Source organism: Nocardia brasiliensis (assembly GCF_011801125.1).
GTDB lineage: Bacteria > Actinomycetota > Actinomycetes > Mycobacteriales > Mycobacteriaceae > Nocardia > Nocardia brasiliensis_C.
Genome location: NZ_CP046171.1, coordinates 627,072 through 652,487, shown reverse-complemented (window position 1 = coordinate 652,487; position 25,416 = coordinate 627,072). Strand labels below are relative to the sequence as shown.

Annotated in this window: 28 protein-coding genes; 13 read left to right on the top strand and 15 right to left on the bottom strand. The window is 67.7% G+C overall.

Features of this window, described 5'->3' with window-relative positions; translation table 11 throughout:
• Window positions 1–8 precede the first annotated feature (8 nt).
• Window positions 9–1,007 carry a sigma-70 family RNA polymerase sigma factor gene (locus F5X71_RS03080; RefSeq protein WP_167460576.1) on the top strand — a complete coding sequence of 333 codons (999 nt, stop codon included), beginning with the start codon at window positions 9–11 and terminating at the stop codon, window positions 1,005–1,007.
• Between the two features lie 99 nt (window positions 1,008–1,106).
• Here the strand turns inward: F5X71_RS03080 and F5X71_RS03075 are convergent, their stop codons facing one another.
• Together F5X71_RS03075 and F5X71_RS03070 are read right to left on the bottom strand one after the other, a co-directional pair.
• Complete coding sequence (locus tag F5X71_RS03075) at window positions 1,107–2,705, bottom strand: acyl-CoA synthetase (RefSeq protein ID WP_203218260.1); 1,599 nt, start codon at window positions 2,703–2,705, stop codon at window positions 1,107–1,109.
• A 21-nt stretch (window positions 2,706–2,726) separates the two neighbouring features.
• Window positions 2,727–3,764, bottom strand: coding sequence for an LLM class F420-dependent oxidoreductase (locus tag F5X71_RS03070; RefSeq protein WP_167460574.1), 1,038 nt, complete (start codon window positions 3,762–3,764; stop codon window positions 2,727–2,729).
• A gap of 194 nt (window positions 3,765–3,958) precedes the next feature.
• Here F5X71_RS03070 and F5X71_RS03065 point away from each other — a divergent pair, with 194 nt between their 5' ends.
• From F5X71_RS03065 to F5X71_RS03045, 5 genes are read left to right on the top strand one after another with little or no spacing between them, the layout of a single operon-like run.
• Entirely contained in the window at window positions 3,959–4,927 is a 969-nt protein-coding gene (locus F5X71_RS03065; protein ID WP_167460573.1) for a Zn-ribbon domain-containing OB-fold protein, read from the top strand.
• A gap of 10 nt (window positions 4,928–4,937) precedes the next feature.
• Complete coding sequence (locus F5X71_RS03060; RefSeq protein WP_428981444.1) at window positions 4,938–5,978, top strand: thiolase domain-containing protein; 1,041 nt, start codon at window positions 4,938–4,940, stop codon at window positions 5,976–5,978.
• Window positions 5,975–7,141 carry a thiolase domain-containing protein gene (locus F5X71_RS03055; RefSeq protein WP_167460571.1) on the top strand — a complete coding sequence of 389 codons (1,167 nt, stop codon included), beginning with the start codon at window positions 5,975–5,977 and terminating at the stop codon, window positions 7,139–7,141. The genes F5X71_RS03060 and F5X71_RS03055 overlap by 4 nt, the downstream gene beginning before the upstream one ends.
• Before the next feature lie 5 nt (window positions 7,142–7,146).
• Window positions 7,147–8,037: a TIGR03619 family F420-dependent LLM class oxidoreductase gene (locus F5X71_RS03050; protein WP_167466167.1), complete on the top strand. Its 891-nt coding sequence runs from the start codon at window positions 7,147–7,149 to the stop codon at window positions 8,035–8,037.
• The gene (locus F5X71_RS03045) at window positions 8,034–8,453 is read left to right on the top strand and encodes a nuclear transport factor 2 family protein (protein ID WP_167460570.1); all 420 of its coding nucleotides are present in this window, start codon (window positions 8,034–8,036) and stop codon (window positions 8,451–8,453) included. The genes F5X71_RS03050 and F5X71_RS03045 overlap by 4 nt, the downstream gene beginning before the upstream one ends.
• 74 nt (window positions 8,454–8,527) lie before the next feature.
• Here the strand turns inward: F5X71_RS03045 and F5X71_RS03040 are convergent, their stop codons facing one another.
• Window positions 8,528–9,829, bottom strand: a complete 1,302-nt coding sequence (locus F5X71_RS03040; RefSeq protein WP_428981443.1) for a cytochrome P450 — start codon at window positions 9,827–9,829, stop codon at window positions 8,528–8,530.
• Window positions 9,830–9,926: 97 nt separating this feature from the next.
• Here F5X71_RS03040 and F5X71_RS03035 point away from each other — a divergent pair, with 97 nt between their 5' ends.
• Window positions 9,927–11,090, top strand: a complete 1,164-nt coding sequence (locus tag F5X71_RS03035) for a steroid 3-ketoacyl-CoA thiolase (RefSeq protein ID WP_167460568.1) — start codon at window positions 9,927–9,929, stop codon at window positions 11,088–11,090.
• A gap of 362 nt (window positions 11,091–11,452) precedes the next feature.
• Window positions 11,453–11,869 carry a helix-turn-helix domain-containing protein gene (locus tag F5X71_RS03030; protein ID WP_011207048.1) on the top strand — a complete coding sequence of 139 codons (417 nt, stop codon included), beginning with the start codon at window positions 11,453–11,455 and terminating at the stop codon, window positions 11,867–11,869.
• 323 nt (window positions 11,870–12,192) lie between these two features.
• On the opposite strand, the gene F5X71_RS03025 is transcribed toward F5X71_RS03030, so the two are convergent.
• The 5 genes from F5X71_RS03025 to F5X71_RS03005 form a co-directional block, all read right to left on the bottom strand.
• On the bottom strand, window positions 12,193–13,203 hold the full coding sequence (locus F5X71_RS03025; RefSeq protein ID WP_167460567.1) for a hypothetical protein: 1,011 nt from the start codon (window positions 13,201–13,203) through the stop codon (window positions 12,193–12,195).
• On the bottom strand, window positions 13,200–13,715 hold the full coding sequence (locus F5X71_RS03020; protein WP_167460566.1) for an ImmA/IrrE family metallo-endopeptidase: 516 nt from the start codon (window positions 13,713–13,715) through the stop codon (window positions 13,200–13,202). Before F5X71_RS03020 ends, F5X71_RS03025 begins: the two co-directional genes overlap by 4 nt.
• An 87-nt stretch (window positions 13,716–13,802) precedes the next feature.
• The gene (locus F5X71_RS03015) at window positions 13,803–14,711 is read right to left on the bottom strand and encodes a hypothetical protein (protein WP_167460565.1); all 909 of its coding nucleotides are present in this window, start codon (window positions 14,709–14,711) and stop codon (window positions 13,803–13,805) included.
• Window positions 14,712–15,014: 303 nt separating this feature from the next.
• Window positions 15,015–15,926, bottom strand: coding sequence for an SDR family oxidoreductase (locus tag F5X71_RS03010; RefSeq protein ID WP_167460564.1), 912 nt, complete (start codon window positions 15,924–15,926; stop codon window positions 15,015–15,017).
• Window positions 15,927–15,958: 32 nt separating this feature from the next.
• Window positions 15,959–16,750 (bottom strand): SDR family oxidoreductase, encoded by a 792-nt coding sequence (locus F5X71_RS03005; RefSeq protein WP_167460563.1) that lies wholly within the window; start codon window positions 16,748–16,750, stop codon window positions 15,959–15,961.
• Between the two features lie 82 nt (window positions 16,751–16,832).
• Here F5X71_RS03005 and F5X71_RS03000 point away from each other — a divergent pair, with 82 nt between their 5' ends.
• The 5 genes from F5X71_RS03000 (at window position 16,833) to F5X71_RS02980 (ending at window position 21,000) form a co-directional block, all read left to right on the top strand.
• Window positions 16,833–17,597: an enoyl-CoA hydratase family protein gene (locus F5X71_RS03000; protein WP_167460562.1), complete on the top strand. Its 765-nt coding sequence runs from the start codon at window positions 16,833–16,835 to the stop codon at window positions 17,595–17,597.
• Between the two features lie 14 nt (window positions 17,598–17,611).
• On the top strand, window positions 17,612–18,484 hold the full coding sequence (locus F5X71_RS02995) for a CoA transferase subunit A (protein ID WP_194250754.1): 873 nt from the start codon (window positions 17,612–17,614) through the stop codon (window positions 18,482–18,484).
• Window positions 18,481–19,269 carry a CoA-transferase subunit beta gene (locus tag F5X71_RS02990; RefSeq protein WP_167460561.1) on the top strand — a complete coding sequence of 263 codons (789 nt, stop codon included), beginning with the start codon at window positions 18,481–18,483 and terminating at the stop codon, window positions 19,267–19,269. Before F5X71_RS02995 ends, F5X71_RS02990 begins: the two co-directional genes overlap by 4 nt.
• 73 nt (window positions 19,270–19,342) lie before the next feature.
• Window positions 19,343–20,413 carry an NAD(P)H-dependent flavin oxidoreductase gene (locus F5X71_RS02985; protein ID WP_167460560.1) on the top strand — a complete coding sequence of 357 codons (1,071 nt, stop codon included), beginning with the start codon at window positions 19,343–19,345 and terminating at the stop codon, window positions 20,411–20,413.
• A gap of 257 nt (window positions 20,414–20,670) precedes the next feature.
• The gene (locus F5X71_RS02980; protein ID WP_203218320.1) at window positions 20,671–21,000 is read left to right on the top strand and encodes a YbjQ family protein; all 330 of its coding nucleotides are present in this window, start codon (window positions 20,671–20,673) and stop codon (window positions 20,998–21,000) included.
• 39 nt (window positions 21,001–21,039) lie between these two features.
• Here the strand turns inward: F5X71_RS02980 and F5X71_RS02975 are convergent, their stop codons facing one another.
• The 7 genes from F5X71_RS02975 to F5X71_RS02945 all read right to left on the bottom strand — a co-directional run bounded on the left by F5X71_RS02975 (window position 21,040) and on the right by F5X71_RS02945 (window position 25,349).
• Window positions 21,040–21,426 carry a DUF6188 family protein gene (locus F5X71_RS02975; protein WP_238815965.1) on the bottom strand — a complete coding sequence of 129 codons (387 nt, stop codon included), beginning with the start codon at window positions 21,424–21,426 and terminating at the stop codon, window positions 21,040–21,042.
• 2 nt (window positions 21,427–21,428) lie between these two features.
• Entirely contained in the window at window positions 21,429–21,731 is a 303-nt protein-coding gene (locus F5X71_RS02970) for a hypothetical protein (protein WP_238815694.1), read from the bottom strand.
• A 177-nt stretch (window positions 21,732–21,908) separates the two neighbouring features.
• Complete coding sequence (locus F5X71_RS02965; RefSeq protein WP_167460556.1) at window positions 21,909–22,211, bottom strand: WXG100 family type VII secretion target; 303 nt, start codon at window positions 22,209–22,211, stop codon at window positions 21,909–21,911.
• 12 nt (window positions 22,212–22,223) lie between these two features.
• The gene (locus tag F5X71_RS02960) at window positions 22,224–22,538 is read right to left on the bottom strand and encodes a WXG100 family type VII secretion target (RefSeq protein WP_167460555.1); all 315 of its coding nucleotides are present in this window, start codon (window positions 22,536–22,538) and stop codon (window positions 22,224–22,226) included.
• Window positions 22,539–22,690: 152 nt separating this feature from the next.
• Complete coding sequence (locus tag F5X71_RS02955) at window positions 22,691–23,884, bottom strand: acetyl-CoA C-acetyltransferase (protein ID WP_428981442.1); 1,194 nt, start codon at window positions 23,882–23,884, stop codon at window positions 22,691–22,693.
• A 30-nt stretch (window positions 23,885–23,914) separates the two neighbouring features.
• A complete protein-coding gene (locus tag F5X71_RS02950; protein ID WP_167460554.1) occupies window positions 23,915–24,529 on the bottom strand; it encodes a TetR/AcrR family transcriptional regulator in 615 nt (204 codons plus the stop codon).
• An 82-nt stretch (window positions 24,530–24,611) separates the two neighbouring features.
• Window positions 24,612–25,349, bottom strand: a complete 738-nt coding sequence (locus F5X71_RS02945) for a hypothetical protein (RefSeq protein WP_167460553.1) — start codon at window positions 25,347–25,349, stop codon at window positions 24,612–24,614.
• Between the last annotated feature and the right edge of the window lie 67 nt (window positions 25,350–25,416).

Here is a 25,416-nt window from a genome sequence, read left to right as displayed (position 1 = left end):
TGACCATCATGAACGACCTGTCCGGCAAATCCGCCGGCCTCGATCCCGACGTCCTCGAATCCTTCGAGAAGCATCGCCGGGAATTGTGCGCTTATGCCTACCGCATGCTCGGCTCGTCCTTCGAGGCCGAAGACGCGGTCCAGGAAACCTTCACCCGCGCGTGGAAGTCCTACGAATCGTTCGAGGGTCGTGCGAGTGTGCGCTCCTGGCTGTATCGGATCACCACCAACGTCTGCCTGGACATGCTCGACGGTCCACAGCGGCGCGCCAGGCCGATGGATCTTTCCGGCCCGTCGCGCCCGGACTCGCCACTACCCGCGCCACAGCCGGACTACGTCTGGATCGAGCCGATCCCGAACGCCCTCGCGTTCGGCGCCGACCCGGCCGACCACGCCTCGGCCAAGGACACACTGCGGCTGGCCTTCGTCGCGGCCTGCCAGCACCTGCCCGCCACCCAGCGCGCCATCCTGATCATGCGCGAGGTGCTGCGGTTCTCCGCCAACGAGACCGCCGAGGCGCTCACCATGTCGCCCGCGTCGGTCAACAGCGCGCTCCAGCGCGCCAGGGCGACCATGTCGAAGGTGCAGCCGAGCACCTCGGACAACTACGACGAGTCCAACGAAGACCAGCGCAAGCTCGTCGACAACTTCGTCAAGGCCTTCGAGGCCTACGACATGGACACCCTGACCACGCTGCTCAAAACCGATGTGGCGCTGTCCATGCCGCCGATCGAGCTGTGGATCTCCGGCCCGGAGAACGTGGCCGCGTTCATGCTCGGCCACGGCAGCGGCTGCCGCGACTCCCGGATGATCCGGCTCGAGGGCGCCAACGGCCACCCCGCCTTCGGCCACTACAAGCCGAGCGACCAACCGGGCGTCTGGCTCCCCTGGTCGATCACCGTCCTGGAACTGGACGGCGACACCATCTCCGGCCTGAACTTCTTCCTCGACACCGAAAAGCTGTTCCCCCTTTTCGGACTCGCCCCAGAACTCCGCGAAGAGGCATAGGGCCGGTTGCCGGCGCGGCGCACGTTTACGCGCGCCGCGCCACGGCCTGCCGGGCCACGCACCGAACCGTCGGCAAATACGCGCGGGGGTGTGGGGCCGTCAGGGGGCGGATACGTACCGGTCGCGCAGCTTGCGCTTGTAGAGCTTGCCGTTGGGGTCGCGCGGCAGTTCGGGCAGGTAGTCGATGGACTTCGGCATCTTGTATTTCGCGAGTTGTGTTGCGGCGAAGGACAAGAGCTCGGCGGTGAGGGCTTCGCCGCCCTCGATGCCGGCGACGGGCTGGATCACCGCTTTGACCTCGGCGCCCCAGTCCGGGTGCGGAATGCCGAACACGGCGACGTCGGCGACCTTGGGGTGGGTGACGAGCACGTTCTCGATCTCGGCGGGATAGATGTTCACCCCGCCGGACAGGATCAGGTCCGAACGACGGTCGTGCAGGTAGAGATAGCCGTCCTCGTCGAGGTGGCCGATGTCGCCGACGGTGAACAGATCGCCGACGCGCGCATCCTCGGTCTTGGCCTTGTCGTGGTGGTATTCGAAACTCGAGGCGCCCATACGCATGTAGACCAGACCCGGCTCACCGGCGGGCACCTCGGTGCCGTCCTCCTCGCTGAGCACCTTGATCACCGACCAGGGCCAGGCCTTGCCGACCGAACCGGGCTTGCGCAACCAGTCGGCGCCGTTGATCACCGTGCCGCCGCCCTCGGTGGCCGCGTAGTACTCGGTGACCGTCGGACCCCACCATTCGAGCATCTGCCGCTTGGTCTCCTGCGGGCACGGCGCGGCGCCGTGCACCATGCTGCGCAGCGAGGAGACATCGTATTTGGCGCGCACGGCCTCGGGCAGCGCAAGCAGCCGATGGAACTGGGTGGGCACCATGTGGCTGTGCGTCACCCGGTACCGGTCGATGAGCCGCAGCATCTCCTCCGCGTCCCACCGGTCCATCAGTACGAGCTTGTGCCCCAACTGGATCGAGATGGTCGCGAAGTTCAGCACGGCCGTGTGATAGAGCGGCGAGCCGCAGATGTGCACGTGATCGTCGTAGGGGGCGAGCTCGAACAACCCGAAGAACGCGGTGGTGTGCGGCGGCACGACGTCAGGGTCGGCGCCGGTGAGCGGGCGGCGCACACCCTTGGGCCGCCCGGTGGTGCCGGAGGTGTAGAGCATCGGCGCACCGGTGCTGCGGTCCGACGGCCGCCCGGTGTCGGCCGCGCCGAGCCAGGCCACCGAGCGGAAGCCCTCGATCTCGCCGACCGAAAAGCGCGCGGTGGCAGGCAATTTCGCCTCGTCGGCGGCGGCGGTCGCGGTGGCGGCGAAGCGGTCACTGGCCAGGAACGCCTTCGCCTCGCTGTCCTGCAGGATGTAGGCGACCTCGGGGCCGGTGAGGTGCCAGTTCACCGCGACGATGTAGAGCCCGGCCTGATACGCCGCGAAGTAGGCGGCGATCGCCTCCGTGCAGTTGTGCACCATGCTGACCAGCACGTCGCCGGTTTCCAGGCCGAGCCCGCGTAGGCCGGTGGCGTATCGGTCAGCGAGGGTGGCCAATTCGCGGTACGTCACCTCCCGGCCCGCCGGGTCGACCATGGCGATGCGGTCGGGTTCGGCCTCGGCGATGTTCCACAAACCGAGAATTTTCACCGACTCTTGCACAGGGGGTTGCTGAGGGGGCGGAGCCGACGGGGCGGGTGAAGGCTGCATCTTTTGAATCTAGAACGTGTTCTACATATCGACAAGGGGGGCGAGGCGACGTAATTGCGCGGCATCGGCCGCGGACACGAGCATCATGGTGACGCCGGCGGCCTCCCACACCTTCAATTGCGAACGCACATGCGCTTCGTCGCCGATGATCGCGGTGTCGAGAATCATTTCGTCCGGCACGACAGCGGCCGCCTCGGCCTTTTTACCGGCCTGGAACAGCCTGCCGATCTCGTCGACCTCGCGTTCGTAGCCCATCCGGCGATAGACCTGGGCGTGGAAATTCTGCTCCGGCGCACCCATGCCGCCGATGTAGAGCGACATGACCCAGCGCATGCGTTCGAGCTCGCTCGCGGCGTCATCGGTGATCACCACCTGGCAGCTCGCGGCGATCTCGAACTCGTCCCGGGACCGGCGCGCGCCCGCCCTGGCGAAGCCCTCGTCGAGCCAGTCGTTGTACATGTTCGCCAGCCGCGGCGCGTAGTAGATCGCGAGCCAGCCGTCGGCGATCTCCGCCGTGAGCGCGACGTTCTTCGGACCTTCCGCACCGAGCCAGATCGGCAGATCCGCACGTAGCGGGTGCACGATCGGCTTGAGCGGCTTGCCGAGACCGGTCGATCCGGGACCGGCGTAGGGCAACGGGTAGTTCGGCCCGTCGTTGGTCACCGGCGCCTGCCGCTCGAGAATGCGCCGAATGATCCCGACGTATTCGCGGGTGCGCTGCAAGGGCTTGGCGAACGACTGGCCGTACCAGCCCTCCACGACCTGCGGCCCGGATACGCCGAGCCCGAGCACGGCGCGGCCGCCGCTGAGGTGGTCGAGGGTCAGCGCGTGCATCGCGGTCGCGGCCGGGGTGCGCGCGGACATCTGCACGACGGACGTGCCGAGCCGGACTCGGCGGGTGGCCGAGCCCCACCAAGTCAGCGGGCCGAAGGCGTCCGAGCCCCACGATTCCGCGGCGAATACGGCATCGAATCCGGCCGCCTCGGCCGCCAGCACCAATTCGCCCGCGTCCTGCGGCGGCTGCGCCATCCAGTACCCGAGTTGCAATCCGAACTTCATGTTCGACCCTTTCGACCGACCGTCGGGCCGCGTGCCCGGCCCGGCGCCTACACCGCATCTTGCCAGCAGAATAAGAACCTGTTCTACTCGACATTGTGACTCAGGGGAATACCGCATCCGGCGTAATCGCGGATGAGAGAGGGGCGAAATTGAACACTTCGTCGCGAAGTGACTCCGCGAGGGGCGGTGGCCTGGTGGCGGACGAGCCGACGCCCGATGTGCTCAGCGCGCCGCTACGGGTGCGATTCGACTACACGCGGTCCGTCGGACCGACGATCGGCGCGTTCCTGACCGGACTGCGCGATCACAGGATCGTCGGGGTGCGCGGTACGGACGGCCGGGTGCTGGTGCCGCCGCCCGAGTACGATCCGGTCAGCGCCGAACCGCTCACCGAGTTCGTCGACGTGGCCGCGGTCGGCACCGTCGAATCGTGGACCTGGGTGCGCGAGCCGCTGCCCGGCCAGCCGTTCGATCGGCCGTTCGCCTGGGCGTTGATCCGGCTGGACGGCGCGGACACCAGCCTGTTGCACGCCGTCGATGTCGCGTCGCCGCAGGACATCCGGACCGGCATGCGGGTGGCGATCCGATGGGCGGCCGAGACCAGCGGCAGCATCCACGACATCGCCTGCTTCGTGCCGGGCGAAGAGCCGCAGGCGAGCACGGCGGCCACCGGGGACGCCGATCCGATCTCGGTCATCACCACTCCGGTCGACCTCGCCTACAAGCACACCGCGTCGCCGCAGGAAACCGTCTACCTGCGCGGGCTCGCGGAGGGCAAGCTGCTCGGCGGGCGCACCGACGCCACGGGCAAGGTGTATTTCCCGCCGCGCGGCGCGAATCCGACCGACGGCAGGCCGACCGACGAGACGGTCGAGCTGCCCGACCGCGGCACCGTCACCACGTTCTGCATCGTGAACGTGCCGTTCCTCGGGCAGCGGATCAAACCGCCGTATGTCGCGGCCTACGTGCTGCTGGACGGTGCCGACATCCCGGTGCTGCACCTCGTACTCGGTTGCGAGGCAGGCGAAGTGCGGATGGGGATGCGGGTGGAGGCGGTGTGGAAGCCGCGCGAGGAATGGGGCTTCGGGCTGGAGAACGTGGACCATTTCCGCCCCACCGGCGAGCCGGATGCCGACTACGAGACCTACAAGCACCACCTCTGAGAGGCCCACGTTGACTGACCACGGAACGGATATCGCGGTCGTGGGTTTCGCCCACGCGCCGCACGTGCCGGAAACCTTCGGCACCACCAATGGCGTCGAGATGCTGGTGCCCTGCTTCCAGCAGCTCTACCACCGGCTCGGCATCACCAAGTCCGATATCGGCTTCTGGTGCTCGGGCTCCTCGGATTACCTTGCCGGGCGCGCCTTTTCGTTCATCTCGGCGATCGACGCGATCGGCGCGGTACCGCCGATCAACGAGTCCCACGTCGAGATGGACGCGGCATGGGCACTGTACGAGGCCTGGGTGAAGCTGCGCTCGGGTCAGGCCGACACCGCGCTGGTGTACGGCTTCGGCAAGTCGTCGGCCAGCACGCTGCGCCAGGTGCTCACCATGCAGCTCGACCCGTACCTGGTGACGCCGCTGTGGCCGGACGCCTGGTCGATCGCGGGCTTGCAGGCCAGAGCCGGCCTGGACGCAGGCCGCTGGACCGAACAGGACATGGCCGCGGTCGCCGCGGGCAGTGACGGCGACGTCGAAAGCCTGCTCGGCACACCATATGTCGCCGATCCACTGCGCGCCCACGACATCGCCCCGATCACCGACGGCGCGGCGGCCATCGTGCTCGCCGTCGGCGACCGCGCCCGCGAACTCTGCGAGCGGCCCGCCTGGATCACCGGCATAGCCCATCGCGTCGACACGCAGAATCTCGGCGCCCGCGACCTGACCGTCTCCCCCTCCACCACCGCTGCGGCCCAGGCGGTTACCGGCGGCGACACCGGCGGCTTCGATATCGCGGAGCTGCACGCGCCCTTCAGCCACCAGCAGCTGATCCTCACCGAGGCGATCGGCTTGCGAAACGGCACCAAGGTGAATCCGTCCGGGGGCGCGCTCGCCGCGAACCCGATGTTCGCCGCCGGGCTAGAGCGCATCGGCTTCGCGGCCGAGGCGATCATGCACGGCACCGCGAATCGGGCACTCGCCCACGCCACCAGCGGCCCCGCGCTGCAGCAGAACCTCGTGACAGTCCTGGATTCGGAGGCGAGCCGATGACCAATCCCGCTGCGGTGCTCGGCACCGGCCAAACCCATCACGTGACGAAAAGAACCGATGTATCGATGGCGGGCATGTGCCGCGAGGCCATCGACCGCGCACTGGTCGACTCGGGCCTGACCATCGCCGATATCGATGCGGTCGTCGTCGGTAAAGCGCCGGATCTGTTCGAGGGCGTCATGATGCCCGAGCTGTATCTCGCGGATGCGTTGGGCGCCACCGGAAAACCACTGCTGCGCGTGCATACCGCGGGCTCGGTCGGCGGGTCCACCGGTGTGGTCGCCGCCAACCTGGTGCAGGCGGGCGTGCACAAACGCGTGCTGGCGGTCGCCTGGGAGAAGCAGTCGGAATCCAATGCCATGTGGGCACTGTCGATTCCGGTGCCGTTCACCATGCCGGTCGGCGCCGGCGCGGGCGGCTACTTCGCCCCGCATGTGCGCTCCTACATCCGGCGCTCGAACGCGCCGAGCCATATCGGCGCGATGGTCGCGGTGAAGGACCGCCGCAACGGCGCCAAGAACCCGCTCGCGCACCTGAAACAGCCCGATATCACGCTGGAATCGGTGCTGGCCTCGCAAATGCTCTGGGACCCCATCCGTTTCGACGAGACCTGCCCGTCCTCGGACGGCGCCTGCGCCATCGTTATCGGCGACGAGGAAGCGGCGACCGCGGTGGAGGCGACGGGCAAGAAGGTGGCCTGGGTGCACGGCACCGCGATGCGGACCGAGCCGACCACCTTCGCCGGGCGCGACCAGGTCAACCCGCAGGCCGGTCAGGACGCGGCGGCCGCGCTGTGGAAGGCGGCCGGAATCACCGACCCGCTCAACGAGATCGACGTCGCGGAGATCTACGTGCCGTTCTCCTGGTTCGAGCCGATGTGGCTGGAGAACCTGGGCTTCGTACCGCAGGGCGACGGCTGGAAGCTCACCGACAAGGGCGAGACCGAGATCGGCGGGATCCTGCCGATCAATCCGTCCGGCGGCGTGCTCTCCTCCAACCCGATCGGCGCGTCCGGGCTCATCCGCTTCGCCGAGGCAGCCAAGCAGGTCATGGGCCGAGCCGGCGCGTATCAGGTCGAAGGGGCACGTAAGGCGATGGGCCATGCCTATGGCGGTGGCTCCCAGTACTTCTCGCTCTGGGTCGTCGGGTCGGAGCGGCGATGAACCCACTGAAGTTCACCCTCGGCATCGCGCTGAGCCCACTGGAGCAGCTGCCGGAACTGGCGAAAACCGCTGAGGAGTGCGGGTTCTCGTCAATCGCGCTGCCCGACTCGCTGTTCTACATGAAGTCCGCGGCGGCGAAATACCCCTACACCGCCGACGGCAGCAGGTTCTGGGGACCGGAGACCCCATGGGTCGACCCGCTGATCGGCGCGACCGCGATGGCCGTGGCGACCAGCCGGATCCGGTTCTACACCAACGTGCTCAAGCTCGGCTCGCGCAATCCGCTGCTGCTGGCCCGTCAGGTCGGCTCGGTGGCGGCCATGTCGGGCAACCGGTTCGGTTTCGGCGTCGGCATCGGCTGGGCGCCGGAGGAATTCGAGTGGTGCGGCGTGCCCTACGCGCGCCGCGGCGCCAGGGTCGACGAGATGATCGAGGTCATCAAGTTGGTGCTGGGCGGCGGCATGGTCGAATACCACGGCGAATTCTTCGATTTCGATCCGTTGCAGGTCAGCCCGGCCCCGAGCGAGCCGGTGCCGTTCTACATCGGCGGGCACACCGAGGCGGCGCTGCGCCGCGCGGCCCGGGTCGGCGACGGCTGGGCCTCGGCGATGATGACCTACGCCGAGCTGCGCGCGACCATCGGCAAGCTCGACGCCCTGCGCGCCGAATTCGACCGTGGCAGCGAGCCGTTCGAGATCCAGGCGGTGTGCGTCGACCGCTTCGGCCGCTCGGGCTACCAGGACCTGGCCGACGCGGGCGTCACCGACGCGATCGTGGTGCCGTGGCTGATGGACGGGATCGGCTTCGACGGCGAGCTCGCCGCCAAACAGGACGCGCTGCGCCGGTTCGCCGCGGCGAACATCGAATCCCCGATCGTCGCGGAGGTATCGGCATGACGGACACCACCGACCACCCCGCCCGCATTGCCGGGCTCGCGTCGCAGGCCGCGGTGCGCGCCAGGGACAAGGCGGCCTGGGTCGCGCTGTTCGCCGAGGACGGCATCGTCGAAGACCCCATCGGCCCTTCCGGTTTCGACCCCGAGGGCAAGGGTCATCGCGGTACCGAGGCGATCGCGGCGTTCTGGGACAAGGCGATCGCGCAGACGACCTCGATCGAGTTCCGCTTCGGCGACTCGTTCGCCTGCGGCAACGAGGTCGCGTTCACCGGGACCATCCGCAGCACGCTCGGCGGCCATCAGATCGACGCCGACGGCGTGTTCACCTACCGGGTGGACGAGTCCGGCAAGATCGCCGCGCTGCGCGCGTTCTGGGAGGTCGACCGCGCCGTGGCGACCGCGAAGAAGCTCGGCTGATCGAACGACGAAAAGGCCCTCGGCCCGGAGTGATTCCGGGACGAGGGCCTTCGTTGTTGCGCGGGGTCGGCTTGTCAGTGCGCGACCGGGCAGGTCTTGTAGTCCACCGGGAACTCCTTGATCCCGTTGAGCCAGCCGGAACGCAGCCGCCTCGGGTCGCCGAGCTTGGTGATGTCGGGCAGATGGTCGGCGATGGCGTTGAAGATCAGGTCGACCTCGAGCCGGGCCAGGTTCGCACCGATACAGAAGTGTGCTCCGGTGCCACCGAAGGACAAGTGCTGGTTGTCCTTTCGCAGGATGTCGAACTTCTCCGGCTCGTCGAACACGTCCTCGTCGAAGTTGGCCGAGCGGTACAGCATGACGACCCGCTCACCCTTCTTGATCCGCACGCCGCCGAGCTCGGTGTCTTCCAGCGCGGTCCGCTGGAAGGACGTGACCGGCGTGGCCCACCGGATGATCTCGTCCGCGGCCGTGGCCGGACGTTCCTTCTTGAACAGCTCCCATTGATCCGGGTGCTCCATGAAGGCGTTCATGCCGTGCGTGATGGCGTTGCGGGTGGTCTCGTTGCCTGCCACGGCCAGCATGATGACGAAGAAGCCGAACTCTTCCTCGCTGAGCTTGTCGCCGTCGACGTCGGCCTCGATCAACGTGGTGACCAGGTCGTTGGCCGGGCACTCCTTGCGCGCGGCCGCCATTTGATAGGCGTAGCCGAGGATTTCGGCCGAGGCCAGCACGGGGTCCGCGTCGTTGTCCGGGTCGTCGTAGCCGGTCATGTCGTTGGACCAGGTGAAGACCTTCATCCGGTCCTCCTGGGGCACACCGATCAGCTCGGCGATCGCCTGCAACGGCAGCTCACACGCGATCTGGGTGACGAAGTCGCCGCTGCCGGACTCGGCCGCGGCCTTGACGATCGACTCGGCCCGCGCCGAAAGTTCCGCGCGCAGACCGTTTATCGCGCGCGGGGTGAAGCCGCGGGAGATGATCTTGCGCAGCTTGGTGTGCTCGGGCGCGTCCTTGTTGATCAGCACGAAGCGCTGCAACTCGATCTGCTCGCGGGTGATGTCGTCGTTGAAGCGCGGGATCGCGGTGTTCTCGTAGGTGGAGAACACCTCGCTGCGGCGGGACACCTCTTTGACGTCGGCGTGCTTGCTGACCACCCAGAAGCCCTCGTCGTGAAAGCCACTGACCTCGGCGGGCTGCGGGTTCCACCAGATCGGGGCGGTTCGGCGCAGTTCGGCGAATTCCTCGACCGGGACTCGTTCGGCGTAGATGCCGGGATCTGTGACGTCGAATCCGTCCGGCAGATTCGGCCGGACATTCCGAGGGTCTACCACCAGATGTCTCCTTCGACAAACTGAAACACGTTCTATAATCATTGAAGCATAGGCGGCAGTATCAGGAAAGAAACCGGACAGAACCGCCAGAAACACTCCTGAACTCGTTACAGTTTCTGTCCCATACGAAAGGTTGGACATGGGCACACCCGTCATCGTCGAGGCCGCTCGCACCCCCATCGGCAAGCGCGGCGGCTGGCTGTCCGGCCTGCACGCGGCCGAACTGCTCGGCCTCGCCCAGCGCGGGCTTCTCGAACGCGCCCACCTGGACCCGACCCAGGTCGAGCAGGTGATCGGCGGCTGCGTAACCCAGGCCGGCGAACAGTCCAACAACGTGACCCGCGTCGCCTGGCTGCACGCGGGGCTGCCGTGGCAGGTCGGCGCGACCACCGTCGACGCCCAGTGCGGTTCGGCCCAGCAGGCCAATCACCTCATCGCCGGACTCATCGCCACGGGCGCCATCGACGTCGGCATCGCCTGCGGGGTCGAGGCGATGAGCCGAGTTCCGCTGGGCGCCAACGTCGGCGAGCACGCGGGCGCGCGCAGGCCAGCCTCGTGGAGCATCGACCTGCCGAACCAGTTCGAAGCGGCCGAGCGGATCGCCAAGCGGCGCGGCATCACCCGCGCCGACGTCGACGAGTTCGGCGCCCGCTCCCAGCGCCTGGCCGCGCAGGCCTGGGCCGAGGGCCGCTTCGACCGCGAGGTGCTCACCGTCACCGCGCCCGCGGTGGACAAGCAGGGCAACCCGACCGGCGAGAAGCTGGACGTATCCCGCGACCAGGGACTGCGCGAGACCACGGTCGAAGGACTGGCCAAGTTGAAGCCGGTGCTCGAGGGCGGCGTGCACACCGCGGGCAGCTCGTCCCAGATCTCCGACGGCGCGGCCGCGGTGCTGCTGATGGACGAGCAGGCGGCCCAGCGGGCCGGACTGCGGCCGCGGGCGCGAATCCGCACCCAGGCGCTGGTCGGCGCCGAGCCCGAGTTCCACCTCGACGGTCCGGTGCAGGCCTGCTCGCGCCTGCTGGAGCGCTCGGGCATGAGCATCGGCGACATCGACCTGTTCGAGATCAACGAGGCCTTCGCCTCGGTCGCACTGTCGTGGGCCTCGGTGCACCAGCCGGACCTGGATCGGGTCAACGTCAACGGCGGCGCGATCGCGCTGGGCCATCCGGTCGGCTCGACCGGATCCCGGCTCATCACAACGGCTTTGCATGAACTGGAGCGAACCGGCCGGGGTACCGCGATGGTGCTGATGTGTGCCGGTGGCGCATTGGCGACAGGCACGATCATCGAGCGTCTATAGGGCGTTCAGCGCCGCGAAACGGGATGGTTGAACGTTCATCCCCCAGGCCCGAAAACGTGTCGTACGCCACACATGAGTGAGCTTCGTCAACTAGATGAGACGTCAGCTATCTTTCCGCTATCATGGATGGCGCGGGGAAGACCTCCAGGACGGGCCAGAACCGGCCCGTACCTCGGCTTCTCGAGAGCCGTTGGGGTGACCCGCAAACGCAACGGTCCCAGTACCTTCGCCCGACCGGCACCTAGAAGCTTCAAGGAAATCCGGAATCAGGCGTAGGTTTTCAGTTACTGAGCCGCTAATATCAATGATACGTATCCGAGATAACGACTGTTAGTACAGCGAAGGGAATTGGGCGGCTCACAATGGCTGATTTCGCGGCGCGGCTGAACAAGCTGTTCGAAACCGTGCATCCCCCGGGGCGTAAGCCGCACACCAACGCGGAGGTTGCGGCTGCGCTGACGGCCTCCGGACATCCGATCTCGAAACCGTACCTGTCGCAGTTGCGGTCGGGACAACGGACGAACCCGTCCGATGAGACGGTGGCCGCCCTGGCGAAGTTCTTCAAGGTCAAGCCGGACTACTTCTTCAACGACATCTATGCCGCCAAGATCGATCACGATCTGGAGTTGCTGTCCCAGCTGCAGGGCTACGGACTGCGACGGCTGTCGAGTAGGGCGTTCGACCTGTCCGAAGAATCACAGAACCTCCTCACCTCCATGGCGGAGAAGTTGCGGGCAAGTGAAGGCTTGCCCGAAATTCCTCCGGATGGAACCGAATAGGTTCACTTGCACGAAGCACAGTGCGGCCCGACGGGTCGCACTGTGCTGTGTTATGCGTTGACACGCTGGACAATGCACGATGGCGCGCCCACGGTAATAGGGGCTTGCCGCGTCAAGGGTGCTTGCGGTATCTGATCACACGCGCGTGCGATCCGCATTCGACTATCTCGGAACAGACTGATGCGCCGGTTATCTCGGGCGCCTGATTTCGTGCAAGCCTCGGAAAGTCATCGTGCACCGGGCAGAACTCGACCCGGGGGCCGCAACGCCGATCCCCGGGTGTCTACGGATGCGCCGAATACCGGCGGAACAGACCGCCTAGCTCAATTTCGGGCGTGCTCCAAGGTTGTCGCGTCATATGCCCGGGCGATGGCTTGGACCCAACCGCGCGGACTAATCCCCTCCGGCGGAGCAATCCACCGTGCATCGATTGTCACGTCGCCCAAAGGGTTTCTCGCCCACTCCGCCACAGTGCCCGCCCGCTCCGTGATCGACCGCGGCGGCGGGGCCACCGCGGCGAGCACGACGCCGCCGCCGGACTGGAGGTAGAGCGCGTCCATGATCTGCGCCACTTGGTCCGAAGCCCGCAGCTGAGTGGAGGTTCCGGTCTGGTCGTGCGCGACGACCTCGGGGAAGCGGCCGACCATGATCCGATGCAGCAGCCGAATCTGGCGCAGCAGCACCCGCGCTCGCACCCACAGCTCCACGACGATCCAGACCGCGCCGAACGCGATGAGCAGACTCGCCGCCTCCCACGCGGGCCAGGCCCAGGTCGGATTGCCCGGTGCGACCCGGGGCACATCGTTGAACGCGCGCCGAACCTGAAGTACCGCAAGCACTGCCACGATCGCGGTGCCCGTGGTGTAGATCGCGATGCCGCGACCGAGCGTGGTCCAGTCGAGGTTGCGCAGCCCGGTGATGACGATGAACACCGCGCCGAACGCGACCACCTCCCAGCCGAAGGTGAACGACCACGCGATGGTCGCGGCCACCGTGGACAGACCGAGGCTGTAGATCACCAGCGCGACCTGGCGCAGGTTGCGCCGCGACACCACCGGCCACGCCGCGGAGGCCACCACCGAGGTGGCCGTCACGAAGGCGATCCACGCCGACACCACGACGCCGTCGGAAAGCCAGCCCGCGTGCACGCCGCCGGGCACCAGGTTGTCGATCGCCACCGCGATCTCCGGCACCGCCACGGTCGCGGCCAGCGCGACGGCGGCCACGGCGATCACGATGGCCACCCGGGCCGTCGTGGCCGGCTTCACCAGCACACGCCCCACCCTGGCCCCTGCCGCCATCCAGACCAGCAGTGCCGTCAACCAGAGGGTCATCCCAGCGCCTCATCGAATCGAAGGACCGAGACGCCTGCGCCTCGGCTGTTGAATACCCGCAGCCGGGTCATCAGCATGGCGGCGAACGTCTCCGCCTCCCACTCGGCGAGCTCGTCCGCGCCGTCGTCGACGATCTGCTGGTGTGCCCGCTGACTCAGCATGTACGCGATCAGATCGTCGCTCGCCTCGAGTGTCACCTCGGGGGCAGGCGCACCCTCGTGATCGAACACGATGTGGCCGAGCTCATGCGCGAGCGTGTGCTCGCGGCTCGGTAGCGACTCGGCGAGCACGATCACGTCCCGATCGGGATAGAACCGGCGCTGACCGCACACCCCCGGCCCCAAATTCGCACTGGCGATTTCGATTTCCCGCCGCCGCTCGCTCGCGATGGCGAGCACCACCTCGTCCAGCGTGGTGGCGTCGGAGTCCGCCGCGACCGCGCACACCGCGTCCACGGCCGCGGCCACCCGCCGGTACGACCGCGAAGTACTCTGCGTCTTCGATTCACTCATGCCCGCACCTCGCTGACGCTCGGTTCCGGCATGCGTGCCGCACGCTGTGACACGATTCGCTCGCTCCGCTCACTCATGCCCACCCCCTCACGGCCTCGGGAAGAACATGGCACGGGCGGCGTCGACGCGGGCCTGTGCGGCCGCGGCGCCCTGGAAGCTGACGGCGCCCGAGCCCGCACCGGCGAGGCCGAGGGCGATCAGGCCGCCGACCACCGAGAGCAGCTTCGGCTTCGGGAGGCCGTCGTTGGCGCTCGTGGGGCGCACGTCGGGGTTGGGCTTGGCGGGCGCGGCCTGCGGCGGGGCCGCGGGTGCGGGCGGGGCGGGCGGCGGCACGGCGGCGGGCGCCGCGGCCGGAACCGGCGCGAGCACGGGCAGCGGAATGGCTGGCACCGCGGGCGAGGGCACCGGCGGCACCGCGATCGGGGGCAGCACCGGAGGAGCGGGCGGCGGCGGAATCGGGATCAGCAGCAGGAGCAGCGGCGTCGCGGAACCGACCGCGGCAGAACCCACCGCGGCGGAACCGACTGCGGCAGAACCCGTCGCGGCAGAACCCACGCCTGCCGAACCGACACCCGCGGAGCCGACACCCGCCGAACCCACCGCGGCAGAACCGACACCGGCCGAGCCCACCGCGGCGGAACCGGTCGTGCCGACGCCGACACCGGCGGAACCGACTGCGGCAGAACCCGTTGCGGCGGCGCCGAGGCCTGCCGAACCGGTCCCGGCGAGCGCGGCCGATCCGGAACCGAGCACAACGCCGAGGCCGGCCGAGCCGCTGCCGAGGGTCACGCCGAGACCCGCCGAGCCGGAACCGAGCAGAATGCCGAGACCCGCGGACCCGGTGGCGGCGCCCGCGGAACCCGCGGCCGCGGAACCACCCGCCGCCGCGGAACCGGCGGCGGCCGAACCACCCGCCGCGGCGGAGCCGGTCGCCGAGCCGGTCCCGATAGCGGGATTGGTAGGCACCGCGCTGACGTCGCTGGGCTGTCCGGGCACGGACAGGGGATACCAGGGGCCACCGCTGTCGTACGGCGGCGGAGTGGGGTCGGCGGCGCACTGGGGACAGCCCCCAGTCGACGGCTGTGCCTCGGCCGCTACCGGGCCCAGCAGCGCGAAACCGGCCACGGTCCCCGCTACTGCAAGCACACGTAACGTGCGACCAACGGCCATGCGTCGAGCCTTCCCCTCAATTGCAAAGCGCAGAACTTCCCGGTCGCGACGCTCACACGGGATTTTCAACGGACGGGGGCCATAGTAAACCCCTATCGTTACCGGCGCAGAAAGAAGGGTGGTGCCAGATCAGGCCCCGTACACCGGTTCCGGCGGCATCCCCTTGGCAATCAGGTCGGCCACCACGGGGCCGAGCTCGGCCGGATCCCACCGGGCACCGCGGTCCACCGCGACGCCGTGCCGCCACCCCTCTGCCAAGGCCACTTTACCGCCTTCGACCTCGAACATGCGGCCTGTGACGCCCTTCGACCGCGCGCTGCCGAGCCAGACGACCAGCGGCGAAATGTTCTCCGGAGCCATCGCGTCGAAGCCGGCGTCAGGCCTGGCCATGGTCTCGGCAAACACCGTTTCGGTCATCCGGGTGCGCGCCGCCGGTGCGATGGAATTCACAGTGACCCCGTAGCGCGCGAACTCCGCGGCGGCGGTGAGTGTGAGACCGGCGATACCCGCCTTGGCCGCGCCGTAGTTGCCCTGGCCGACACTGCCCTGCAGGCCGGCGCCGGAGCTGGTGTTGATTATGCGGCCGTCGACCGGGCGACCGGCCTTCGACTCGCCGCGCCAGTACTCGATCGCGTGCCGCATGGTGACGAAGTGGCCCTTGAGGTGCACGCGAATGACCGCGTCCCATTCCTCTTCACCGAGATTGACCAGCATCCGGTCGCGCACGAACCCGGCGTTGTTGACCAGCACGTCCAGCCCGCCGAAGGTGTCAACGGCCTGACGGATAAGGCGTTGCGCGCCCTGCCAATCGGCGACGTCGTCGCCGTTGGCCACGGCAGCGCCGCCCATCGCCTCGATCTCGGCGACGACCTGTTCGGCCGGGCTCTCCCCTGTCGCCGCGCCGTCGAGCGCCGAGCCGAGATCGTTGACCACCACCCGCGCCCCGGCGGCGGCGAAGGCGAGCGCGTGCGCCCGGCCGATGCCACGACCCGCACCGGTCACGATGACGGTGCGCCCTGCGCAGATCTGCTCGGTGTCCATACCTGTGTCCTCTTCGTGTGGGTCCGATGTGTTCAGGACTGCTGTGTGCCGACGTCGGCGGTGGACGCGGCCAGGAACGCCGGGCGCTCGCCGCCGCCGTGCACGAGCAGCCTGGCCCCGCTGACGTAGCCCGCCAGCTCCGAGGCCAGGAAGACGGCGCAGCGGCCGATATCGTCCGGCTCGGCCATCCGGCCGAGCGGGATCGTCTCCCCCACCGCGTCGATACCGTCCTGGTCGCCGTAGTGCAGTTGGCTCAGTTCGGTGACGACCGGTCCGACGACGAGCGAGTTGACCCGCACCTTGGGGGCCCACTCGACCGCGAGCGACGCGGTCAAGCTGTCCATGCCCGCCTTGGCCGCGCCGTAGGCCGCGGTGCCCGGCGACGGGCGGTGCCCGCTGACGCTCGAGATGTTCACGATCGAGCCGCCGCCGGGCTGCCGCTGCATCACCGCGTTCGCGGCCTGGGCGACCAGCAGCGGCGCGAGCAGATTCAGCTCGACGATCTTGGCGTGGAAGTTCTTGCTCGCCGTGTCGGCGAGGGCGAAGGGCGCACCGCCCGCGTTGTTCACCAGGTGGTCGAGGCGGCCGTGCCGCTCGACGATCGTATCGATCAGCGCGCGCACCGCGTCCGCGTCGCGCACATCACAGGGCAGGAACTCGATGGCGCGGCCGTCCACCTCGATCGGGACCTCGGCCGGGCGACGGGCACAGGCGACCACGGTCGCGCCCGCCGCGAGGAACGTCCGGCTCACCCCCGCGCCTACGCCGCGCACGCCACCGGTCACCAGGACGACGCGATCGATCAGATCGATTTCGAGTGCCACCGTGCTAACCTACCAAGCAACTGCTTGCTTTGCCACTGGGTTGGATTATTCACAAGCCGAGCTACTCACGATGGGATAGGCGATGGGGATCAACCGTCACTCCGAATCAACCGGCATCACCGTGGTCACGGTCGACTACCCGCCGGTCAACGCGATACCGACGGACGGCTGGTTCGCCATCGCCGACGCACTGCGCACGGCGGGCCGCGATCCCGAGACCCGAGTGGTGGTGCTGCGCGCGGACAATCGCGGTTTCAACGCGGGCGTCGACATCAAGGAGATCCAGAGCAAGCCAGGCCATCAGGCGCTGATCGACGCGAATCATGGTTGTTTCGAGGCGTTCGCGGCGGTCTACGACTGCCCGGTGCCGGTGATCGCGGTGGTGCAGGGCTTCTGCCTCGGCGGCGGCATCGGCCTGGTCGGCAACGCCGATGTCGTGATCGCTTCCGACGACGCCACTTTCGGCCTGCCCGAGGTGGACCGCGGCGCGCTCGGCGCGGCCACGCACCTGTCCCGGCTGGTGCCCCAGCATCTGATGCGCGCCCTGTTCTACACGGCGAGCACCATCACCGCCCAGCAGCTGCAGCACTACGGCTCGGTGTATCAGGTGGTGCCGCGGGCCGAACTCGATGCCGCGGCAATGGAACTCGCCAAGAACATCGCCGCCAAGGACGGCCGGGTGATCCGGGCGGCCAAGCGCGCGCTCAACGGCATCGACGGCCAGGACGTGCACCGCAGCTACCGCTACGAGCAGGGCTTCACCTTCGAGCTCAACCTCGCCGGTGTCGCCGATGAGATCCGCGCCCGGTTCGACGACGACCTGGCCGCGCGCAAGGCCGAGAAATAGGGAGTTCAGAAGTCATGCGAGACAAGCGAATGTCGCTCGACGAGATCGTCGGCGAGTTGCGCAGCGGAATGACCATCGGCATCGGTGGCTGGGGTTCGCGGCGCAAGCCGATGGCGCTGGTGCGCGCCATCCTGCGCTCGGAGCTCACCGACCTCACCGTGGTCAGCTACGGCGGGCCCGACCTCGGCCTGCTGTGCTCGGCCGGAAAGGTGCGCAAGGCCTACTACGGGTTCGTATCGCTGGATTCGCCGCCGTTCTACGATCCGTGGTTCGCGCACGCACGCACCAGCGGTGCGCTGGTCGCCCGCGAAATGGACGAGGGCATGCTCAAGTGCGGGCTGGAGGCCGCGGCCGCCCGGCTGCCGTTCCTGCCGATCCGAGCCGGCCTCGGCTCGGACGTGCCCGACTTCTGGGACGGCGAATTGCGCACGGTCACTTCGCCGTACGCCGACGCCGAGACGTTGATCGCCATGCCCGCGCTGAATCTCGATGCGGCACTGGTGCACCTGAACCTCGGCGACAAGCACGGCAACGCCGCCTACACCGGCGTCGAGCCGTACTTCGACGATCTGTACTGCCTGGCGGCCGAGCGCCGCTACGTCTCGGTGGAGCGCATCGTCGAGACCGACGAACTGGTGAAAACCGTGCCGCTGCAAGCACTGCTGCTCAACCGGATGATGGTGGACGGGGTGGTCGAGGCCCCCGGCGGCGCGCACTTCACGCTGGCGGGCGACAGCTACGGGCGCGACGAGAAGTTCCAGAAGCACTACGCGCAGTCGGCGAAGAGCCCGCAGGCGTGGCAGCAGTTCGTCGACAAGTACCTGGCGGTTTCCGAAGACGAGTACCAGGCCGCCGTCCGCGAGTTCGCCGAGGAGGCCCAGAAATGACCGCAGCACAAGGCGATGCCGTCGGCGGCGCGGCCGCCGAGACCATCACCCGCGCCGAGGTGTGCGCGGTCGCCTGCGCCGAAATCTTCAGCGGCGCGGGCGAAATCATGGCCAGCCCGATGTCGCCCATGTCGATCCTCGGCGCCAGGCTGGCGCGGCTCACCACCGAACCCGATCTGCTCATCTCCGACGGTGAGGCCCTGTTCCTCGCCGAGACCCCGCCCATCGGCGGCAAGGCGCCGATCGAGGGGTGGATTCCGTTCCGCAAGGTCTTCGACGTGGTGGCCTCCGGGCGGCGGCACGTGGTGATGGGCGCCAATCAGATCGATCGGTTCGGCAACCAGAATCTGTCCGCGTTCGGCGCGCTGCAGCGGCCGACCCGGCAGATGTTCGGGGTACGTGGCGCGCCGGGCAACACCATCAATCACGCGACCAGCTACTGGGTTTCCCGGCACACGAGCCGGGTCTTCACCGACCGCGTCGACATCGTCTCCGGCGTCGGCTACGACAAGATCGACCCGTCGAATCCGGCGTTCCGGTTCCACCACCTGCACCGGGTGGTGACCAACCTCGGTGTCTTCGACTTCGCCGGCCCGGACCACACCATGCGGGCGCGGAGTCTGCATCCCGGCGTCACCGTCGCCGAGGTCGCCGAGAACACCGGGTTCGAGATCGCCGGGCTCGCCGACGCGGGCGAAACGCGGTTGCCGACCGACGAGGAGCTGCGGTTGATCCGGGATGTGCTCGATCCCAAGAAGCTTCGCGAGACCGAGGTGCCCGCATGAGCGAACGAAGAGAGCGGATCATGACACGGCGCGCATCGCGCATGACGGAACCGAGCGCCAGCGAGGTGCAGCCATGAGCGCGGCCACCCCGCGGTTGTGCACGGCGCTGACCGAACTGGTCGGCATCGAGCATCCCGTGGTGCAGACCGGCATGGGCTGGGTGGCTGGCCCGAGCCTGGTCGCGGCCACCGCCGAAGCGGGCGGGTTGGGCATCCTCGCCTCCGCCACCATGACCTATCCGGAGCTCGAGGCGGCGATCGCGAAAACTAAGGCGCACACCGACAAACCGTTCGGTGTGAACATCCGCGCCGACGCCGCGGACGCGCCCGAACGCATCAGCCTGCTGATCCGGGAAAAGGTCGCCGTCGCGTCGTTCGCGCTTGCGCCCAAGCAGGAGCTCATCGCCGAGCTGAAAGCCGCCGGGGTGGTGGTGATTCCGTCGATCGGCGCGGCCAAGCACGCGGTGAAGGTCGCCGCGTGGGGCGCGGACGCGGTCATCGTGCAGGGCGGCGAGGGCGGCGGGCACACCGGGCCGGTGGCCACCACGCTGCTGCTGCCCTCGGTGCTGGACGCGGTCGACATCCCGGTAGTCGCCGCCGGTGGATTCTTCGACGGCCGCGGGCTGGCCGCCGCACTGTCCTATGGTGCGGCGGGCGTCGCGATGGGCACCAGGTTCCTGCTCACCCAGGAGAGCACCGTGCCGGACGCGGTCAAGCGGGAGTACCTGTCCCGGCAGCTGCAGGACACCGTAGTCTCCACCAAGGTCGACGGCATGCCGCACCGGGTGCTGAACACCGAACTGGTGCGGCGCCTGGAACATTCGGGTCGTGTGCGCGGGCTGGCCGCGGCGGTCGCGAACGCGGCGAAGTTCAAGAGCATGACCGGTATGAGCTGGCCCACCCTGGTGCGTGACGGGCTTGCGATGCGAAAGACCAAGGATCTCAGCTGGTCTCAGGTCGTCATGGCGGCCAATACGCCGATGCTGTTGCGCGCCGGGCTGGTCGAGGGCAACACCGAGGCTGGTGTGCTCGCCGCCGGCCAGGTCACCGGCATCATCGAGGACCTGCCCACCTGCGCGGAGCTGATCGATCGGATCGTCACCGACGCGGCCGACCGGATCGAGGCGTTGCAGAAGCACCTCTGAGCACCCACGCGAATGCCCCGTTCCCGCCGGGATCCGGGGCATTTCGCGTGGTCAATGCCCGGTGCGCGATCCCGGCGTGCCGGGGATCGGCCGGGCGGGCAAACTTCCGTGTTCGCGGCGCCGGCCGTACGATCCCGCTCATGAACCAGCCGATGCCGCCGCAGCAACCGCACTACCCGCAGCAGCAGCCCGGGTTCCAGCAGCCGCCGCCGGGATACCAGCAGCAGCCGCCACAGCAGCCGGGCCCGCAGTTTCCGATCCTCGTCTCCACGATGAACGACGTGCCGGGCCACCGGGTCGCGCGGGTGTTCGGCGAGGTCGCGGGCCTGACCGTGCGCAGCCGCGGCCTCGGCTCGAACCTCGCCGCCGGTTTCCGTTCGCTCGGCGGCGGCGAGATCACCGAGTACACCCAGCTGCTCTACCACTCCCGCCACGAGGCGATCATGCGAATGTGCCAGCACGCCATGTCTTTCGGCGCCAACGGCATCCTCGCCATGCGCTTCGACTGCAACGAGATCGCCAACACCATGAGCGAAGTAGCCGCCTACGGCACCGCCGTCCTCCTAGAACCCGCCGACAAACCCTGACCGACCCTCGGTCCCCCGTATCCACCGGGCCGACCGAGGTTACGCACGCGCAGACCACACGGCGAGTTCGCCACCCGGCAGACTGATGACCCTCGACCCATCGATCCCCACAATCCCCCAGGCCTCATACTTCGCATGTACAGGAACATGCAGCGCAGCCCCGGAATCGAATTCGAGACTCAGCCCGTCGGCCTCGCTGGCGACAGCCCTGGTCACAGCAGAACCGACAAGTGACTCCAGGTCCGCATCGATATCCGCATAATTCTCGGCGGTGACACTCAACAGATTTCCAGTCGTAGTACGAAACCTAGGATCCCCCTCGATCTGCAGTTCGAATTCAACGGGTTCGCCGAACCGTATTGTGATCGTGAACCCCACGACCACTTCCGCCACCCGTTGGCCCGTGATTCCCAGTTGCAGTTCCATCTTCACCAGCCCTTCGGTTTCGGATACGTACCATCCGGATTCTTGGGGATATGCGTTTCCGCGTTACCACCCGGCTTTCCATCCAATTTTATGGGTTGGCCCTGATCATTGTAGAAGCGCACATATCCATTCGGATAATTCTTGTCCGGCAGCGCGTCCCGAAAGGTGTTCTGGTTGAATGCGGAACCCGGCTTCTGCCACACCCAGCCTTTTCCGTTATCAGCTAGACGCGCTTCCCAATCCTTGGGTATATGACTGGGCCGCTCTGGAGCACCCAGCTTGACCGCCCTTTTCGCGATATCCATGATGCGTTGCAGCTTGCCACGAACACTCCCCGACGCTGCCGCCCATATCCCGGGTGCTCTGCAGAGCTGCCATCTGGGCTTGGAAATCAGCGTGAAAGTCAACGGCTGCGGTATGTAGATTGGACGCGGAGCTGACGTAGACAAGCGGATCGACGTTGAACTCGGTCACGGTATCTACTACCCTCTGCCGAGCATTCGAAGATTCGCGGCTGCTGCGGAACTGTATCGGTCATGGGCATCCACGGCCGCCTGTTTCATGGCCGCGATTCCCTCGGTCACGTCCGTCGCGCCTGTTATCCACAGTCGAAACGCCTCCGCCTGCGCATCTGCGGCAGACCCGTTCCAACTCTGCTGCACCGTGTCGATCCGTTGCTGCAGCCCCGCCAAACTATCCGACAAAAAGCCGATGAACCCGCCGAGTCGAGCCGTAATCTGCTCCAGCTCAACCAAGCTCACTTGAAAGGGCTGTGTGTTGTCCACGAGACCCCTTCTCTAGGGCAGCTCGAGCGAACTGGTTTGTTCTGCGCGCGTCTGGTCGTGATTATGCAGCGCCTGAGTGGTTACGCCGAGCATCTCCGCCATTACGGTAAGCGCCTCCAGCACTGTATCCGCACCACGCTTGGCCTCGGTCCATCCCGCACCGTAAGCGTCAGCGGAGGTGCCTTCCCACGATTCGAGCAACACTTCGATATCAGTGTCCAGCGAGCGCAGCCCGTTCACCAACGACTCCGCAGTCAACTGCACGAACCTACCCGCGTCAGTTACCTCGGCAGGAACTACCGAGAACTCCGAGGACTTCGACACCATCGCTCCCTCCTCGCTTCGGGTGACAGCTACTCCTCCGATTGACCTGTCAAAGACTTGGACGTAGCAGTCGATCGATCGGTTCCATCAAGCTTTGCGGGAAGGAGCCCGTGGCGGGCGCGTCGACCGCAGCACGGACTGGACCGGAGTACCAGCTATGGGGTTAGGCGTTCGATGATGGTTGCGTTGGCGGTGCCGCCGCCTTCGCAGATGGTGAGTAGGCCGTAGCGGCCGTTGCGGCGTTCGAGTTCGTTGAGCAGGGTGGCGAAGAGTTTGGCGCCGGTGGCGCCAAGGGGGTGGCCGAGGGCGATGGCGCCGCCGTTGACGTTGACCCGGTCGGGGTCGGCGCCGGTTTCCTTCAGCCAGGCCAGCACGACAGGGGCGAAGGCTTCGTTGATCTCGATGACGTCGATGTCCTCGATGCTGAGGCCGCTCTTTTCCAGCGCCCACTTCGTCGCGGGGATCGGCGCGGTGAGCATGAAGATGGGGTCGGCGCCGCGCGCGCTGACGTGATGGATCCGGGCGCGCGGGCGCAAACCGTAGGCCTCGACGGCCCACTCGGAGGCGAGCAGGGTGGCGCTGGCGCCGTCGGAGATCTGGCTGGCGACGGCCGCGGTCAACGGGCTGCCCTCTGCCAGCGGCGGCAGCGACGCCATCTTCTCCAGCGTGGTCTCGCGCGGCCCCTGGTCGATCCAGAAGTCACCGACCGGCACGATCTCGCGGTCGAACCGGCCGTTCTTGATCGCGTCGCGGGCCCGCTCGTGGCTGCGCAGCGCCCAGCGCTCCATGTCTTCGCGGGTGATGTTCCACTTCTCGGCGATCAGCTGGGCGGCACGGAACTGGGTGACCTCGGCAGTGCCGTAGCGGTGGTCCCAGCCCGCGGCGCCGACGAACGGCGAATCGAAGCCGTACTCCTTGCCTGCCAGCATGGCGGCCGAGATCGGGATGGCGCTCATGTTCTGCAGCCCGCCCGCGACGATCACCTCGGCGGTACCGCTCATGATGGCCTGCGCGCCGAAATTGATGGCCTGCTGGCTGGATCCGCACTGCCGGTCGACGGTGACGCCGGGGACCTCTTCCGGATACCCGGCGGCCAGCCACGCGGTGCGCCCGACATTGCCCGCCTGCGGGCCGATGTTGTCGACACAGCCGACGATCACGTCGTCGACGTTGCCGGGGTCGATCGAGTTGCGATCCAGCAGGCCACGCAGCGCGGCCGCGCCGAGGTCGGCCGGGTGCACGGCGGCCAGGGCGCCGCCGCGCTTGCCGACCGGCGTGCGCACCGCATCGATCACGTAGGCGTCCCGCAGCGGGGTGTAGGGGCGGCGGGGAGCGGAGGGTGCGGACATCGGTGAACTCCTACGTGATGTGCTTGGGGCCTAGCCGTTTTCGGCGGCGGTCAGCCCGTCGAGCACGATGGTCAGATACTGCTTGGCGAGGTTGTCGACGGTGATCGGGCCACCCGGCTGATACCACCGCACCGCGACCCACACCGTGTCGCGCAGGAACCGGTAAGCCAGTTCCACGTCGATCTCGGGCCGGAAGCTGCCGTCCTGCACGCCGTTGGTCAGCACGCGGTGCCAGAGTTCGCGGAATTCGCGGTTGTAGTCGGCGATGTAGGTGAACCGTTCGGCGGTGCGCAGTCGCTTCGCCTCGGCCTGATAGATCGCCACCGCGGCGTGATGCCGGTCGAAGGACTGGTAGGACGCGATCACCAAGGCTTCCAAGGTGTCTCGCGAGCTGAGCCCGGCGGCGACGATCTCACGGTAGTGCCCGAACAGGTCGTCCAGGAAGCCGCGCAGGATCTCGTCCACCATCGATTCCTTGGAGTCGAAATGGTGATAGAGGCTCCCGGATAGAATCCCGGCCGCGTCGGCGATATCGCGCACGGTGGTGGCGCGCAGTCCACGTTCGGCGAACAGTTCGGCCGCCAGTGTGAGCAGTTCATTGCGCCGTGCTGATTTCGAAGCGTCGGGTGCCGTCACATCGGCCATAATACAACCAAGCGTTTGCTTGGTACAGACCGGCACGCGGGTAGGCGGCCGATCGCGACTCCGGACTACCGCGCGGGCCCGCTCAGCGGACCGAATAACGCAGCGGCGAGGACACCGATAGATCCGCGAGTAGCCGATCGCAGATGACCACCGGCGCCACCCCGGCTCTGGCCATGCGCGCGACCAGCGCCAACCGTCTCTCGCAGCTGTCCCATTCGACGGTGAGCTGGCCGCGGCCCGGCCCGGCGTCGACCGTCGCCATCACCCGCGGCGGGCCCGAGGCCACCGGCTCCTCGATCAACTTCAGCACCATGCCGCGCTGCCACGCCTGATAGGTGTCCATATCGGCACCGATCACCAGCTTGTCGGTGGCCGCGCACAGGCCCTGCGCGATCTCCTCGTCGAAGGCGACGCGGTCGAGCCGGAACTTGCGGCACTTGGCCACCACGTCGAGCAGATCGGCGCGCACCTCGCAGAGCAGTGCGGCCTGCTGCTGCCTGCGCCGATCCTGTTCGGACTGCTCGGCCGACGGATCGTCGGGTTCGAGTCCGATCTGTTTGGCTCGCTCGTGATCTCGGGCCAGGTCGGCACGTAACGCGCCGCGCGGATCGCGCGCGACCGCGACCTCGTCGATCGCGAACTGCTCGAGAATCCGCGCGGCACGCATCGCGGTCGCACGTTCGGAGGTGTGCTCGAGCAACTCGGCGCCGAGGGTGAGTGCGGCGAGCACCGTGCTGTCCAGCTTGCGCCGAGCCAGCACCACTTCGCGCACCAATTCGAGTTCCAGTTGTTCGCGGGCAGCTGGGCTATCAAGGCCCATAGCCATCGCCCCTTTGGAGAGTGCGGGTTCCGATCTCAACCAGCATGGCACAACCCGGCGACATCTG